The sequence below is a fragment of the Pelagibius sp. genome (genome assembly GCF_965249265.1).
In the GTDB taxonomy this organism is placed as follows: domain Bacteria; phylum Pseudomonadota; class Alphaproteobacteria; order Kiloniellales; family Kiloniellaceae; genus Pelagibius.
In genome coordinates, this window is sequence record NZ_OZ252224.1 from 4,961,275 (window position 1) to 4,976,212 (window position 14,938).

Here is a 14,938-nt window from a genome sequence, read left to right on the forward strand (position 1 = left end):
CCCGGATCACAAAGACACTATCGATCCTGTCCATTCCTCCCGATCAAGGAATGGACGACCCACGGCCCCGGTGGTTTCGACCCGTCCGGCCCTTATGCCGCAGCCTTTGCGGCGCGGTACATCATGTAGCCGCCGGGCAGGGCGCCCAGGTACATTAGGATGCCGTACATAGCGGCGGGCAGGGCGATAACAGGCAGGGCCTCCGGCCCGGCGTGGAGGATGCCGGCCAGGGTGATGGCGACGGTGCTGTTCTGAATGCCGGTTTCCATGCCGATGGCGGCGCGGTCGGCGACCGGCAGGCCGATGAGGCGGGCGATGATCCAGCCGAGCGCCAGCAGAGAGAGCACCATCAAAGCGGTCATCGGGGCCAGGGTGGACCAGTTGGCGACCAGAACGTCCCAGGACGCGGCAACCGCACCGACGACGATGACCACGAAGAGCACCGCGGCGATGACGGAAAGCACCGGTTCGATGCGCGCGGCGAGCGCGCTGGCTGTGGCGCGGAGAGTCATGCCGAGCGCCACCGGCACTGCCGTGATGGCGAACATCTTCAGGGCAAGGCTGGTAACGCTGACGGTGACGTCGCCGGCATTCAGGAACAGTCCCGCCCAGAACACCACCAGCAAGGGCACGGTGATGACCGACAGCAGGCTGATCAGCCCGGTCAGGGAGATGGAGAGCGCCAGCGTGCCGCCCACCAGCTTGGTCAGGATGTTCGAGGTGACGCCGCCGGGGCTGGCCGCCAGCAGCATGAATCCGAAGGCAAGTTCGCAGCTGACCCCGAAGGCGATGACAAAGCCATAGACCGTGACCGGCAGCAGGACGACCTGCGCAAACAGCCCGGCGATGACGGCGCGGGGCTGACGGATAATGCGCCCGAAATCCGCGACCGTCAGGCCGAGCCCCAGGGACAGCATGATGATGCCCAGAGACAGCGGCAGAAAAACTGAAACAACCAAATCCACAACACGATTCCCAGTTACTTGCTGGCGGCGAGCGTCATATCGGTGGCTGGAGCCATTTTGTCAAACGGGATAATGCGTTCTCCTGCCGCCCTCCAAAAAGGCGGAGTTGAACAGGTCAAATCTGCCAGCCGCGTCAAGACCCGAACAAAGAAAGCCATTCAGCAACCGATATCCTCCCCCTGATCGCGAAGCGCCACGGTTCGCTCAATGAAGGCGGCAATCCCGGTGTCGGCGGGATTCACAGACTTACTGAAACGGATACATCCTTTGCCGACGCTCAAGCCCGCCAGCAGGGTTCCATCGGTGTCGATTTTGTCGGCGTCGCCGACATAGAGGCTGACATAGCTCTTTTGGGCATTCAGGTGGAATACAGCGCCCCGCGCGTCGCTGTAGCTCAGCATTTTGTAATTGATGCCTTCTTCGAGCCGGGGCGCCGCCGACTTGATCAGCGCCCTCAATTCCTCAAGCGTCCTGCGCCGCCAGTCCGGGTCAAGTTTGTCCATGTACTCATCCGGCGTCTTTACGTCGTATTGCATCCGCACTCCTTCGATCGTTTCGTGTGCCGTTGTACGATCATGGCCTTCACAGGATGCTCTTCGCGATCAGGATCACGGCGCTGGCGCCGGCGATGACGAGCATCAGGTTGCGGGCGAAGCTGTCGGAGATGTGGGCGCGGCTGCGCTGGGCGGCGAGATAGCCGAGGGCGAGACCCGGCAGCAGCGACAGGCCGGTCATCAGCTGCGGCCCCCTGAAGATGCCCTCCAGGTAGAGGGAAAACAGCGAGAGCAGGCTGGCGATGACGAAGATGAGGGCGATGGTGGCGCGGGCCCTGGCGTGGTCGGCGCGCTGATACAGCACCGCCAGGGGCGGGCCGTGAATGCCGGAGATAGTGCCCATCAGGCCGGCGACGAAACCGCCGGCGCCATAGCTGGCCCGCGAACGCGGCGGCGCGGCCACGAGCTGACCGATGGCGATGGCGGCCAGGACGATGCTGCCGAAAACGAGGCCGAACCACGCGGGACTGAGGGCGCCCAGCAGCAAGGCTCCGGCAATCGTGCCGATGCACAGACCCGGCAGCAGGCTGGAGAGGCCCTGGCGGTCGATGTGCCGGCGGTCCACCGCCGCCATGGCGATGGAGAGAAACAGCATGGCAAAGAGCGAGGGCCCTGGCGCGTAGGCGAGGTCGATGAGCACCAGCAGGGGCACCGCGATCATGGCAAAGCCGATGCCCGCCGCCGCCTGCACGAAGGCGGCGAAGCAGACGATGAGATTGACCAGCAGCAGTTCGGCCGTCTCGCTGGCAAGCAGGGAGTCGATCACGCGGCAGAACCGGAAGGACTGGCGCCAGAAGATGGGGCGCCGGAAGATGGGGCGCCAGAAGATAGGGCATCCGTAAGCTGGTCCGCATAGGCAAAGAGCGCGGGCGTGCCGCCGCTGTGCAGGAAGACGACGCGCCGGCCGGCCAGGGCCCCGGCTTCGGCAAGCTGGATCAGACCGGCCATGACCTTGCCGGTATAGGCCGGGTCGAGGACCAAACCTTCACGCTCGGCGGTCCGGCGGATGGCTGCGACCGTTGCGGCGTTCAGCCGTCCATAGCCGGGGGCCAGCACATCATCGGAAACCCGGATATCAGATTCCGGAATGACGACCGGCAGGTCAAGCAGGCGGGCGACATCAGCGCAGCGCCGCAGGACCCGCGGCTGCTGTGCCGCCGCCGGGCGCCGCACGCAGATCCCGCGCACCGGCGTTTCCAGGCCGAGGGCACGCAGGCCGAAAAGCAGGCCGCTGTGGGTCGCCGCCGAGCCACTGGCCAGGACGATCTCGTCGACCGGGCCCTGCTCTTCAAACTGCCGGGCCAGCTCCATGGCCGCAACGACATAGCCGAGCGCGCCCAGGGGCGGATGATCCACGCCCAGCGGAATGATGTAGGGCTTGCGGCCCGCGCCGCGCAGCTTGTCGGCTATGGCTGCGACCGCGGCATCGGCGCCGGCTTCGTCCTCGCCTTCGGGAAAGCTGTGCAGTCTGGCGCCGAACAGGCGGTCGAGCAGCACGTTGCCGTTGTTGCGATGGAGCGGCGTGACATCCGGCACCCGCTCCTCAAGCTGGATATGGCATTCCATGCCGAAGCGCGCGGCCATGGCGGCCGCGGTGCGCACGAAGTTCGATTGGACGGCGCCGGTGATCAGCACCGTATCGGCTCCCGCCGCCAGGGCGGCGCCGAAATAGAACTCGAGCTGGCGCACCTTGTTGCCGCCAAAACCGAGCCCGGTGCAGTCGTCGCGCTTGGCCAGAAGGGAAAGCCCGAGGTCGGCGCCCAGATTGGCAAGCGGCTCCAGCGGCGTCGGCGCATGGGTCACCGCAACCCGCGGGAAACGGGCCAGAGCCTCCTCAAGGTTGTCTTCGGCCGATCTTTTCGCTGCGCTCATGGAAGAGGGTCCTGCTGTGCTGGGCTGCCTGGGTTGGGCTGACTCTGTTGGGCTGACTCTGCTGGGCTGCGCGGGCGGCGTCCGGCCGGGGATTTCTCGAACATCATTGCAATGCCCCGTCAGGCTATACAACACTATCCGTTCAGCAGATCCGATCACTTTCAGCCAGGCGCCGCAAGCGGTGTCGAGGGAGAGCTTGCCATGAAACATATCGATGCCCAGCGGAACTGGCCGCTGCATCCCGCCCAAACCGCCGTTCTGGTGGTTGACGTGCAGGGCAGCGAAGTGCAGCCCGAGCTTCAGGCGCGGGAGCCCTACTACGCCCGCAGCGTGAAGGAGGAGATGCTGCCGGCGCTGACCCGCCTTGTCGACGGCGCCCGGGCCGCCGGCTGCGAGATCGTCTATACGGTGATGGAGGCCCTGACCCGGGATGGCCGCGACCGCAGCCTGGATTACAAGCTCTCCGGCATGTTGATTCCCAAAGGCTCGCCGCTGGCCGAAATCCTGCCCGAGGCGCGCTGCCAGGACGACGACATCGTCCTGCCCAAAACCTCCTCCGGCGTCTTCAACTCGACCACCCTGGCCTATGTGCTGCGCAACATGGGAATCACCAATGTCGTGGTCGCCGGGCTGATGACCGACCAATGCATCGACATGGCGGTCCGCGACGGCGCCGATCTCGGCTTCTACATGGTCTGCGCCGGGGACGCCTGTACGACACGCAGCCGCGAGCGCCACGACCAGGCGCTGAAAGCCTTCGGCGGCTACTGCCGGGTTCAAACGGTTAGCGAGGTTCTGGACGACATCACGCAGGCCGGTGCAGAAGGCCGGAAGCGCGCAGGCTGAAGATCCCCGGGCGTTTCGCGGGAGGCCCTATGGTCCGGCGTTCGATGAAATGGTGCTGGAGGCACTGGTGTTCGGGGAAATGGCGCGGGGCCGCGCCTTAGAGCAGATCCGAGCTTGATGGGACCGCTTGCGCGATCCATCAAGCCGGTGAATCTGCTCTATCTTTTAAGTGTCGAGCGGATCAGCGCGAGCCGGGAAGAATGGCCGTCAGTTCGGCGCGGCGGTGAATGCCGAGCTTGGCGTAGATCCGCTTGCGGTGGGTTTTCACCGTGTTGAGGCTGATGCCCAGGGTCTCGGCCACCTCGCCTTCGTCGCGGCTGTTGACCAGGGTGGTCGCGACCCGCCATTCACCGCGGGTCAGGCCGAGCGCTTTGCCCCAGTCGCCGGTGGTTTGGGGCCGCAGGGCATCGGGATCACTGATGGTGACCAGGGCCGTGGCCATGACTTCGGTCGTCCAGTAACTCTCAAACTCAAAAGGCGTTACCTCCGCCATGTAGGGACGGCCGCCTGAGGTTCTCTCAAAAGCAATGGCGGCGGGCTCGGATGCCCTGTCCATGGCGTCTTCGCTGATCTGGCGCGCCAGCGCCTCACGCAGCTTTTTCTGCCCCTCGGGCCCGCCGGCGATCAGCCGGTTGTTGCGCACGGTCAGGCCGTCATCGGCATCACAGATGGCCTCGGCCAGCGCGTTCATGCGGACCACCCGGCCGTTGCGGTCGACCAGAAAAGCCGCCCGGCCGATCTGGTTCAGGGCATCGAAAGCGGCATCCATGGTGGCGCCCATCTGGGTGATCTGGCGCTCCACCTTGAGGGCCCTCATGATGTGCGTGGTCAGGGAATCGAAACGCGCGAGTTCCAGATCGTCCAGCGGCCTTCCCTGCTCACTGCGGTTCAGCATCACCTTGAGCTGAAGCTTGGCATCGAACCGCGACGTGAAACGCGTGAGATGGAAGCTGTCGGCGCGCTTTGCGAAGTCCTGATAGTACTCGCTGCGGGCAAAGTCTTCCGGATCGCAGACCTCCTGGAGCCGCATGATCGACGGCGCAAAGGCGATCGGCACCGACAGGCGGAAGGGATCGATGCGATGATAGTAGTTGAAATAGAGATCGGGAAGCTCGTCCAGATCGCTCGACATATGAACCGCCACGGGCTCCGGCGTAATCTCCGAGGGATCGAGCCGGATCTGCGAGAGCTCGCAGCGTTCCAGCACGATGGCGGCGAAAGAAGCATCGAAAGCCGATGCAATCGACCGCAGCGCGGACTCCCAGGTTATCTCGCTGGTCGATGCGCGATAGACTTGCTCGACAAGAGCATCAAAGGTTTGACGGTCTATGACCATGGCCCGGTCTCACGCAAAGCAGGCGACCTGGCAGGCGAAACGAAAGCGCGCCCATGACCAACGGCGCCGGCGAAGGAATCCGTCTTGCGGACCCAAGGCAGCGAAGCCGAAGTCAGTTTCAAGGCGCGTTCTACCAAACCCTTTTCTCCCCTTAGGCAAGCTAGCTGCGACTGGCGGAAACCAAGTCACCCTGAGGGGTGATTAACCTCGAACAGTTGCAACCAAACCTAAACAGAAAGGTCGAAGACCTTTATTCAAGCGACCTCTTCGATTTTTTCGGGTGATGCCGGTTAGAGGCTTTTGAAGACTTGCCCGAGCCACTCCGAGCGATGCCTCTTTTCCGAAAACGTGGTCTCTCGTCTCCCTGCGATGACCTTTTTCGAACGGGCCGAAGGCTCCCCGACAGAACGATCGACCTATGGTTATTATAAAATCCAGCGGAAGTTGATTCAATTCAATTTCCACTAAAATAGCTCAAAAACAGCGAAAAATACCCGAATAAACCTGTATCTCGTTCTCAATTTAAATATATTTTGCGGCTAATATACCCTATTAGGGCAAAATATCAGACTCCTTCAAAAATCTACTTACAAATTCAATGTAGGTACCCGGAAAGCCGCATTCAAATTAGGGCAAATTGCCCATCGCCGTACCGCACCCTCTGTCGGCGACTGCGGCGGCCGGTCCGCCGCTACACCAGACTGTAGGCGCGGTTGCGCCCCTTGCCGGTTACTTCCTCCACCACCCCTTCGCGGATCAGTTCTTCAAGCAGCCAGGATGACCCCGGCGAGGTGAGTTCGAGCCGTTGCACGATGAATCGCGTGGAAATGGCCGGATAGTTCAGAAACAGCCAGGCGAGGCGCGGCAAGCGCGAAGCGGCGCGGCGCTGTGCCAGCAACTGCACCAGCCGCCCGCGGCCGCGGTTGAGCGTATGGTGGTTGTCGAGGCCTGCATTTGCGGCCACCTGGACCACCTCGCAGAACCTTTGAATCCAGACCCCGAGGCTGTCTTCATCGCTCAAGCGGCGCTGTGCTTCACGCAGGCCGATACCCAGACAAACCGTCAACCCCTTTGTCTTGCCCCAATGCCAGAGCAGAACCGAAGCGAGCACCAGGCCGATCTCGTCATCGTAGTCATCCAGCGGCGCCGTACGCCGCCAGACGCGCAGCGCCACCGCCGCCGCCGGCAGAGGGGGCGTCGATTGCAACTCCTCCACAACCGCGAGCCAGCGCTCCAGACGCTTGCGTTTTTCCTCCAGCTTGTCATCCCCGTCCGGTGTCGCGTCGGCCTCCGCCTCTTCGCCGAGACCCTCGTTCGGGTCCTCGTGGAGGCATTCGACCATTCTGGCTTCCAGGGCGAGAATGCCGTCGACGGTCAGGGTCTTCCCCGGCCCCGCCCTGGCGATGCGGCGACGCAGGGAAAGCAGCGCCCGGGCCTTGTGCCATGCCGGCGTCGCATCGTTGGGCGCCGTATTGGCATCGACCAAGGCAAGGTCCTGCAGAGCGACCGTCTGACCCTCCAGTTGCAGCAGAGCCGCCGACTCTTCAAAATCCGCCCGGCATATCCAGGAATGCCGCAAATCACTGGACAGCAACTGCTGCTCCAGGCGGGCCAGCCGATCCTCCGCAAGACTCCAGGCGCGCGCAAAAACTTCCCAGGGCAGACCGGTCTCAAACTGGGCCGTTGCCCTTTCCTGCTTTCTCACCAGCAGTTCCCCGCGCAATTCGCGGCCAAGGCGACTGCCGTTTTTCTTCGGAGGCTGTGGTGTGATCTGCATAACTGAATCTTTCCGGGGCAACTGTTGTACGGACTTCCGACTCTCTGGTTTCAATTCCTCTGGCTTCACTTCCCTTGGATCGGCGTCAGGCGTCGATCTTGCGCCACAGTGCGAAAGGGCTGCCGGGCGCCTCGCGCGCAACCCAGCGGTAGGGCAGCGCGCGCCAGGGCATGACGGGCAGACGGCGATTGTCGAGGGCGTAGACCCCGCGATCGGTATGCGCCAGAAGCACCGCATGACCCTGCCCGGTTTCGGCATAACAGGTCGCCAGGGTGAGCGCGCCGCGCGGCCAGCCGAAACGCTGTATCAGAAGCTCCAGCTTGCGGATGGCGAAATCCTCGCAGTCTCCGGAACGGCCGGCCGGCAGCCAGACGTCCCTGTTCTCGGGCGTAAAGAGAACCTCCTTGTTCACCAGCCGCTGCACATAGTCGAGCTCGGCTTCGCGCAGCTTGGTGGAAGCAAGCCGCTGCGGTGACACCTTGCCCGGATGCAGGGCCGGAAAACGCTGCACAAGACGCAGCCAAGCCGGCGGCGCGTTGACGAACTCCCCGCTGCCGATCGGTGTCGAGAGCGGCAGCGGTTCGGGTAAGGCAACCAGGTTCGCTTGCGACTGCCGCGGTAAGATCGCGGTCGCCGCGGAGGCCGTCATGGCGGCCAATAAGAGCCTTCTGGTCAGCATACTTTGCTCCACTTCCTTGTTTGCTGGAGGCCGTCCTCTCTCCGGAACCGCTCCGCGCCCTGCCCGAATGCATCGGGCCTGCGCGTTCCGTTCCGCCTCCTCCGGCAATCTCTCCGGGACCTCTCTTCTGGCCCAAAGCATCACTTCGAGACGCAACCTTAGATTTATTCAAAGTTTGCCTCTCATTCCCAAGAACACTCTTACGCAAAGTCAGCACCCCTGCCGTCACCCCAAGGGGTGAAGCTAGAGAATTGTGTTGATTAGTGTTTTCGGACAATCTGATGATTATTAATCAGATAAATTCACCCCTAGGGGTGATGTCGATACACAACCTTTGCTTTACATCAGTCGCCAATTGGGGGTCGGCGGTTCAAAAAAAGGGAGCATGGTCAAATGGGGTCGATGGACATTAACGAGCGCTCGGAGAGCGGCTCGACGAATCAGCATGCGGACAACACTGCAGTGGAAGGCGCGACGGGGATTTCCCTGCTCGAAGGTCAGGCAGAGGCACCGCTGACGGTCAAACAGCCGGCTGCCGGCGAGACCCTCGAAGTGCCGGGGGAGGCCGGAGCGGTTTACCTTCTCGACTTCGATCCGGCAGATGCGCGGATAACCGTCGAGGGACAGAATCTCGTCCTGACTTTCGATAGCGACGGCGACGGCAGCGCCGATTCACGGATCGTCTTCCTGGAACTCGCCGGCATGGCCGATGGATCGGACGCCCCGGTGTTTCAGATCGCCGGGGTCGACTACGACATCGCCGGGCTGGTTGAAACGGCGCTGGCCTTCGCGCAGGAACGCGGCGAAGACGCCGGCGAAACGGGCCAGAGCCCGGCAGGGCCGACGCTGGAAACCGCCGGCGGCGCTAGCCAACCGGCTTTGGGCGGCGGCGCAACGCAGTACCAGGATAACACCGGAAGCACCGACTTCAGCGGGGGCAGCGATGCCCTGAGCGGCGTTGGCGGATCGTTGGGCGACGACGTCGGCCCGGAGGTCTCTTCGGGCACGGTGCTCTCGGGTCTGCCCGTCGTGTCCGGCGGCCGGACGGAGATCGTCAGCACACCGGAAAGCAGCGACGGCGGCGGCGGTGACACCGTAGAGATCATCACCGGCGAAGTGGTCGACGGCTACATCGCCAACGCCACGGTGTTTCGCGATGCCAACGGCAACGGCCAACTGGATGACGGCGAAGTTTCGACGATCACCGACATCAACGGCAACTTCACCCTGGAGGGCGGCAGCGGGCCGCTGGTGGCTGTCGGCGGCACCGACGTTTCCACCGGCCTGGCCTTCGAAGGCGTGCTGAAGGCCCCGGCCGGCGCCACGGTCATTACACCCCTGACCACACTGGTGCAGCAGTTGGTCGAAGACGGCGACCAGACCGCCGAAGAGGCGGAAAGCGCCGTTAAAGCAGCCTTTGATATCGCCGACGACTTCGATCTGTCGAATACCGACCCGATCGAAGCGGCCGCAGGTGGCGATACTGCCGCGCTGAATGTCGTGAAAGCCGGCATCCAAGTCGCCAACACCGCGACACAGGTTCAAGCCGCTCTGGAGGGCGCAGGCGCCACGGACACCGAAGCTGCCTCAGACGCCGCCTTTCAGGCCATCGCCGAACAGGTCGCCGAGCAAGGTGCCGACACCAATCTTAGTGACCCAGATCAGATTGCCGGCACCAACGAAACTGTTGGTATTCTGGACAAAGCAGCGAACAATGTGGAGGACGCATCATTCGATGGCGACGACGTCGCCAATGCGACTTCCGTAATCACCGCCACTAATACGGCGGTCGAAAACATCGAGATTGACGAGGACAGCGATGCAACCGAGGTGCTGACCGACCTGGCCCAGGTTGCCCAGGTTGCTCAGGAGGAGGCAGCCGACGCCATCGAGAACGCGGTCGAGACCGGTAACGACACCCAGGCAGGAGATGTCGGAAACTTTGGCGAAGACACCTTCATTTCCGGCGAGGCAGAAGATGCCAACGTCGGCAGCGTCACCGGCTCCGACACGCTGACCGATGGCGACGACGAGTTTGCCGCCGATCCCGATGCCGAGTCTGGTATCAGCATCGACGGTCTCGGCGGCAACGATCTGCTCACCGGCGGAAACTTCAGCGACGCCATTTCCGGCGGTGCGGGCAACGACACCATCAATGGCGGCGGCGGCAATGACGTCCTGCTGGGCGGCCCCGGCGACGACTCGATCAACGGCGGTGACGGCAACGACGACATCGTCGGCGGGCCGGGCAGCGACACCATCGACGGTGGTGACGGCACGGATACCGTCCGTTACGACGCCGATGTCGGCGGCTTCACCTTCGCCGGTGGCGACGATGGCGCGATCCTGATCACCGAGACCGCGAGCGGCGACACCGACAGCCTGACGCGTGTGGAGAACATCGCCTTCACCAACAGCAACGTCCTGCTGGTCGGCGAGGAGCAGCCCTTTGAAACCATCCAGGACGCCATCGACGCGGCCGAGCCGGGTGACACGATCCTGGTGGAGAACGGTGATTATGGCCCGATCACCATCGACAAGTCTCTGACGCTGCTGGCGATCGGCGACGACGTGACCATCACCGGCGACGGGGTCAATCAAGGTGCTGCCGTGCGCATCGAAAACGGCGTCGACAACGTGACCCTCGGCGGCCCGGCCAACGGCTTCGAGATCGAAACCGGCGACGGCGATCTGGCGGCGGTCTATGTCGTCGGCGATAACGAAGGCGTCGTGATCGAAGGCAACGATCTTAGTGGCGGCACGGGCCATGCCCTGCTGACCGGCGGTCAGATCGACGGCCTGACGGTGCAAGACAACGAGCTGCAGGCCAACGGGCCGCTGGCCGTGGCCTACAATAACGGCGAGGCCAGCCTGGGCGCCGACAAGGCATCCAGCGACGTCCGTTTCATCGACAACACGCTTACCGGCGGTGCCAATGCCGGCCTGCTGTTAGGCGTCGAGGCGGACGACGCGGTCATCACCGGCAACACCTTTTCCGGCGAGTCCGACTTCGCCAACCTGGAAATCTTCGGAGCGAACGCCGTAATCACCGGTAACGATTTTCAAACGGCAGGCCTCGTGCCGGCGATTCGCGACAGCAACGACAACTATGACGATGCCGACCTGATCGCCGACAACGACTTCAGCGGCGGCGGAGTACCTGTGCTGAGCCCCGGCACTGCCATTGCCATCAACGCCAATGAGCTGACAGGCGTTACGGAGCTGGATGTCTCCGGGCTCAGTGCCGCCGCCGTGACGTTTACGAGCCTGGGCGAGCTGACACAGATCACGACCTCCAGCGGGCAGAGTCTGGAGCTAGACGGCAGCCAGATCGACGGCATCTCTGAAGTCGACGGAACACTGAGTATCGTCGGCGGTGTGGCGGTCAACGTCGTCAACGCGGATCTGGTGCTGCCTAACGATGGGAGCGCGCCGACAGTGAACAACCTGTTGGCTCTGGAGTTCGAGGGGCTGGCGGCCACAAACTCCCTGATCCCAGAAAACCTGACGGTGAACGGCAACCATGCGAGCGCCTTCGCCGCCTTCTGGATTCCCTTGGATCAGAACTACGTCGGCGCCAACGACTACTTTGATCTGGACCTTAATACCGCCTTTGCCTATCTCGGCAACGACTACGCGCGCTATCTGAATGCCGGCGGCGAAGCCTTGCTGGACCTGGTCAAGGTCACGGACGATCCTCGTCTGCAGACCTTGCACGACAACCTGCTTGGCAACCTGGGGGATGGGCCAATAGAAAGTCGTTTCCCAGATGAAGATCCGCGTACACCCGCGGGACAAGCTTTCGGCAACCGCCCCTATCACGCCGGTTACGTGGACGAGAACGGGCAGTATACCGACATCCCGGCGGCTTCCGCCACAATCGGTTGGGACCTGGCTCACGGCATCACCTATCCCGACGATCTTCCGGCGCCTTACGGTGTGCTCGACGACGCCAATACCTTGAACGGTGACGCCAATGATGACTACTTCTTCGGCGGTGGCGGCAACGACACCATCGACGGCGGCGACGGCGACGACACTGCGACCTATCGTGGTGACCGCTCGGACTTTGAGATCGTCGCCACTGAAGACGGCGGTTTCACGCTGACCGATGTGAACCCCGCCGACGGCGACGAGGGCAGCGACACCCTGATTGATATCGAGAATATTCAGTTCGGCGACGGAACGCTGCGCTTCGGCGCAACACTGGCCCGGGCCGTACCGGAAGACGGCGACGGCAACGACGGCTTCCATCCCGGGTCTGGTAACTCCGACGTCAACTTCACGATCCATGACAATACGGAAGCCAAGGTCGAAGCAGCGATCAAGGCGACGGCCCGGTATCACGGCGACCTGGACTCCGAAGGGAACGTCTACGAAGCGACGCTCGGTTTCAGCGACCGGGATGTGAACGGCCTGCATGACGAGAATTCGGACGTCGGGTTTTGGAACTTCAACTACAGCGTTGTCGACTACGGTGACGGTGCAGATGTCGCCGGGAAATACGACATCGCGATCACGGCTGACTTCACGGATATCAACGGAAACACCGTCGAAGATGTCATGGTCTTCAATCCGCTGCATCCGGCGCTCGAAGCGTATTACACGGACGATAGCGGCCAAACCGACGGGGTTCAGAACTCCCAGAACCTGACCTGGGCGGGCACAGACGACTACAACGCCACTGTGCCCGGCGTTTACACCGTCGTGCTGACGGTCACGGACAAAGTCACCGGCGAAGTCGTCGCGGAGACGGAGATGAAGGTCGAAGTTTCGGCCGATATCGTGGTGGGTAATGTCGAAGGCGACGATTACACCACAATCCAAGATGCCATCGACGCGGCTCAGGACGGCGATACGATCTATGTGCGCGCCGGCAATTACGACGAGACGGTAACCATCAATAAGCTGGTCAAACTGTATGGCGCCTTCGGTGATGTTGCGGCAGACGACAGCGACCGCAGCGGCACTGGCGAAACCACCATCCAGGGCGCCATCATCCTGAGCGATGGTGCGGATGGTACGACAATCGACGGCTTCACCATTGCCGACGGGGCGACCGTCCAGGGTCAGTTGGCGGGAATCTACCTGGCTGCCGGCGCGACCGATGTTGTCATTGAGAACAATGTCTTCGAACGCAGCGGTGGTTTCGATAGCTTCCGCGGCATCCTCACCACTTCCGGCGGCGGCAACAGCGGCCTGACGATCAGCCAGAACAGCTTCACCGGCTGGGCCACCGGCGTTTTCCTGAACCCGGGCTCGACCGATGCGGAAGTGTCCGGGAACGTCTTCGACGGCAACTTCGTCGGCATGTCGGTCGACGGACCCGACGCGACATTGATCGCCGGCAACACCTTCACCAACAATGGCTTCGAAGGGCTGGGGATCGGTCCGGGTGAGGCTCAACCCGCCCTTACGCTGAACGGCAACACCTTTGCCGACAACGGTGGCGCAGCCGACGGCCGCTCCATCGGCGTCTACGACGACGGGATCACCGTCACCAGCGACGACGCGGGAACGAATGCGGTGTTCGAACTGCAGGACAATGTGCCCAACATCATTGTGGCCGACTTCACTCTGGCCGGCAGCGCAGACCTTTCGGTCATCGGCAATAACGCAGACAATGACATCGTAGGCAATGCTGGCGCCAACCGGCTGGAGGGCGGCAACGGCAGCGATACCATCGACGGCGGTGACGGCGATGACACCTTGCTCGGCGGCATCGGCAACGATGATCTGGCCGGCGACGCCGGAGCCGACCTGATCAACGGTGGCGAAGGCAATGACACACTGTTCGGTGATGCCGGGGCGGACACCCTCATCGGTGGCGCCGGCGGCGATACCTTCGTCTATGAGGTCCTGCTGGATGCCGGCGACGTCATCGACGGCTTCAGTTCTGCCGACGGCGACCGGATCGATCTGGACGCGCTTTTGGACAGCCTGGGCCTTACCGAGGACGAGGTCGAGCGCGCGACCCGCGTCGAGATCCAGCAAAATGCAAGCGGCGAGGATGCGACCATCTCCATCGACAGCAGTGGGGATGCGACTTTCGACACTGTCGTGGCGACGGTGACCAACGTCACCGGCGACCTGAACAACGACAGCCTGATCCTCAACGTGAGCTGAAACGGGCGAGAGGTAACGCGGTCACCCTTGCGGGTGACGCGCCCGGCGGTGACCGCGTTACGTTGATTGCGAAGGGGCGTCCCGAACTCGCCAAATCTGCGACCCCGACTTCCCCCTTGGTGGGCCGGGGCGCCCCGTCGCTACCAGAGACTCTCTGGCGGTTAAACGGGGTGGAAGGTGGGAGCGGTCCGGGGGTCACTTCGGGCCGATGTATAACCGGATGACGAGCGATCGCCGCGCGCGGGCCGGGCAGGGCCGTCCTGCCGTCAGGGACGGCAGCTTCACCACGAAAAACAAGCGGGTGCCAGGCACGCAACAACTGCGACGGCCCGCGCAGAGCCAAATCGTTGCTGTCCAACTGAAGCCGGGCTTGCGCTATCGCCTGCCCGCCGCGGCCGCCAATGCGCGTGTTTTCGTCCGCGAGCGCGACCTCTTGTTGCGCTTCGAGTCCGGTGGCTGCCTGCAACTGCAAAACCTCATCACCGTTGAGGCCATGGCGAACCCGCCGGTCTTGGAACTGCGTGAACGCGATATTCTGGCCAGCGTGATCGGGGTTCTGGCCCTGGCGCAGGGTGACGGGGCAACACTGGAGAAGCTCATCAAGCTGTCCGCCGACGTCGTCGCGGTTTCCGGCGACAGCCATTGCGCCGCCCTGCGGGCGCTGATGCGCGACGGTATCTTGCCGCGCAGTTGTTTCAGGTCCCGGGAAACACTCTTGAAAAGGACTGCAGTCTCGCAACACCGGGCTTTCCACAGCGATAGCAGTTGACAAGAGATCGGATC

10 protein-coding genes are annotated in these 14,938 nt (G+C 63.0%); 3 read left to right on the forward strand and 7 right to left on the reverse strand.

Annotation, left to right across the window (positions count from 1 at the left end; translation table 11 throughout):
* Positions 1–92 precede the first annotated feature (92 nt).
* The 4 genes from ACP146_RS23095 to ACP146_RS23110 all read right to left on the reverse strand — a co-directional run bounded on the left by ACP146_RS23095 (position 93) and on the right by ACP146_RS23110 (position 3,391).
* Positions 93–965: a bile acid:sodium symporter family protein gene (locus tag ACP146_RS23095; protein ID WP_422369107.1), complete on the reverse strand. Its 873-nt coding sequence runs from the start codon at positions 963–965 to the stop codon at positions 93–95.
* A 158-nt stretch (positions 966–1,123) separates the two neighbouring features.
* Positions 1,124–1,501, reverse strand: coding sequence for an iron chaperone (locus ACP146_RS23100; protein WP_422369108.1), 378 nt, complete (start codon positions 1,499–1,501; stop codon positions 1,124–1,126).
* A 46-nt stretch (positions 1,502–1,547) separates the two neighbouring features.
* Positions 1,548–2,285, reverse strand: a complete 738-nt coding sequence (locus ACP146_RS23105) for a sulfite exporter TauE/SafE family protein (RefSeq protein WP_422369109.1) — start codon at positions 2,283–2,285, stop codon at positions 1,548–1,550.
* Complete coding sequence (locus ACP146_RS23110; RefSeq protein WP_422369110.1) at positions 2,282–3,391, reverse strand: D-cysteine desulfhydrase family protein; 1,110 nt, start codon at positions 3,389–3,391, stop codon at positions 2,282–2,284. The genes ACP146_RS23105 and ACP146_RS23110 overlap by 4 nt, the downstream gene beginning before the upstream one ends.
* 201 nt (positions 3,392–3,592) lie before the next feature.
* Between ACP146_RS23110 and ACP146_RS23115 the strand changes: the two genes are divergently transcribed.
* On the forward strand, positions 3,593–4,237 hold the full coding sequence (locus tag ACP146_RS23115; RefSeq protein WP_422369111.1) for a cysteine hydrolase family protein: 645 nt from the start codon (positions 3,593–3,595) through the stop codon (positions 4,235–4,237).
* 181 nt (positions 4,238–4,418) lie between these two features.
* Here the strand turns inward: ACP146_RS23115 and ACP146_RS23120 are convergent, their stop codons facing one another.
* The 3 genes from ACP146_RS23120 to ACP146_RS23130 all read right to left on the reverse strand — a co-directional run bounded on the left by ACP146_RS23120 (position 4,419) and on the right by ACP146_RS23130 (position 8,029).
* The gene (locus ACP146_RS23120; protein WP_422369112.1) at positions 4,419–5,573 is read right to left on the reverse strand and encodes a helix-turn-helix transcriptional regulator; all 1,155 of its coding nucleotides are present in this window, start codon (positions 5,571–5,573) and stop codon (positions 4,419–4,421) included.
* A gap of 691 nt (positions 5,574–6,264) precedes the next feature.
* On the reverse strand, positions 6,265–7,278 hold the full coding sequence (locus ACP146_RS23125) for a DUF1612 domain-containing protein (RefSeq protein WP_422369113.1): 1,014 nt from the start codon (positions 7,276–7,278) through the stop codon (positions 6,265–6,267).
* Between the two features lie 157 nt (positions 7,279–7,435).
* On the reverse strand, positions 7,436–8,029 hold the full coding sequence (locus tag ACP146_RS23130; RefSeq protein WP_422369114.1) for a transglutaminase-like cysteine peptidase: 594 nt from the start codon (positions 8,027–8,029) through the stop codon (positions 7,436–7,438).
* A gap of 393 nt (positions 8,030–8,422) precedes the next feature.
* Between ACP146_RS23130 and ACP146_RS23135 the strand changes: the two genes are divergently transcribed.
* Complete coding sequence (locus ACP146_RS23135; RefSeq protein WP_422369115.1) at positions 8,423–14,155, forward strand: beta strand repeat-containing protein; 5,733 nt, start codon at positions 8,423–8,425, stop codon at positions 14,153–14,155.
* Positions 14,156–14,375: 220 nt separating this feature from the next.
* Positions 14,376–14,924, forward strand: coding sequence for a hypothetical protein (locus ACP146_RS23140; protein WP_422369116.1), 549 nt, complete (start codon positions 14,376–14,378; stop codon positions 14,922–14,924).
* Positions 14,925–14,938 lie beyond the last annotated feature (14 nt).

Coding starts and splice junctions, on each gene's coding strand:
- ACP146_RS23140 (WP_422369116.1), top strand. CDS start 14,376: ATGACGAGCGATCGCCGCGCGCGGGCCGGGCAGGGCCGTCCTGCCGTC.
- ACP146_RS23120 (WP_422369112.1), bottom strand. CDS start 5,573: ATGGTCATAGACCGTCAAACCTTTGATGCTCTTGTCGAGCAAGTCTAT.
- ACP146_RS23130 (WP_422369114.1), bottom strand. CDS start 8,029: ATGCTGACCAGAAGGCTCTTATTGGCCGCCATGACGGCCTCCGCGGCG.
- ACP146_RS23135 (WP_422369115.1), top strand. CDS start 8,423: ATGGGGTCGATGGACATTAACGAGCGCTCGGAGAGCGGCTCGACGAAT.
- ACP146_RS23100 (WP_422369108.1), bottom strand. CDS start 1,501: ATGCAATACGACGTAAAGACGCCGGATGAGTACATGGACAAACTTGAC.
- ACP146_RS23110 (WP_422369110.1), bottom strand. CDS start 3,391: ATGAGCGCAGCGAAAAGATCGGCCGAAGACAACCTTGAGGAGGCTCTG.
- ACP146_RS23115 (WP_422369111.1), top strand. CDS start 3,593: ATGAAACATATCGATGCCCAGCGGAACTGGCCGCTGCATCCCGCCCAA.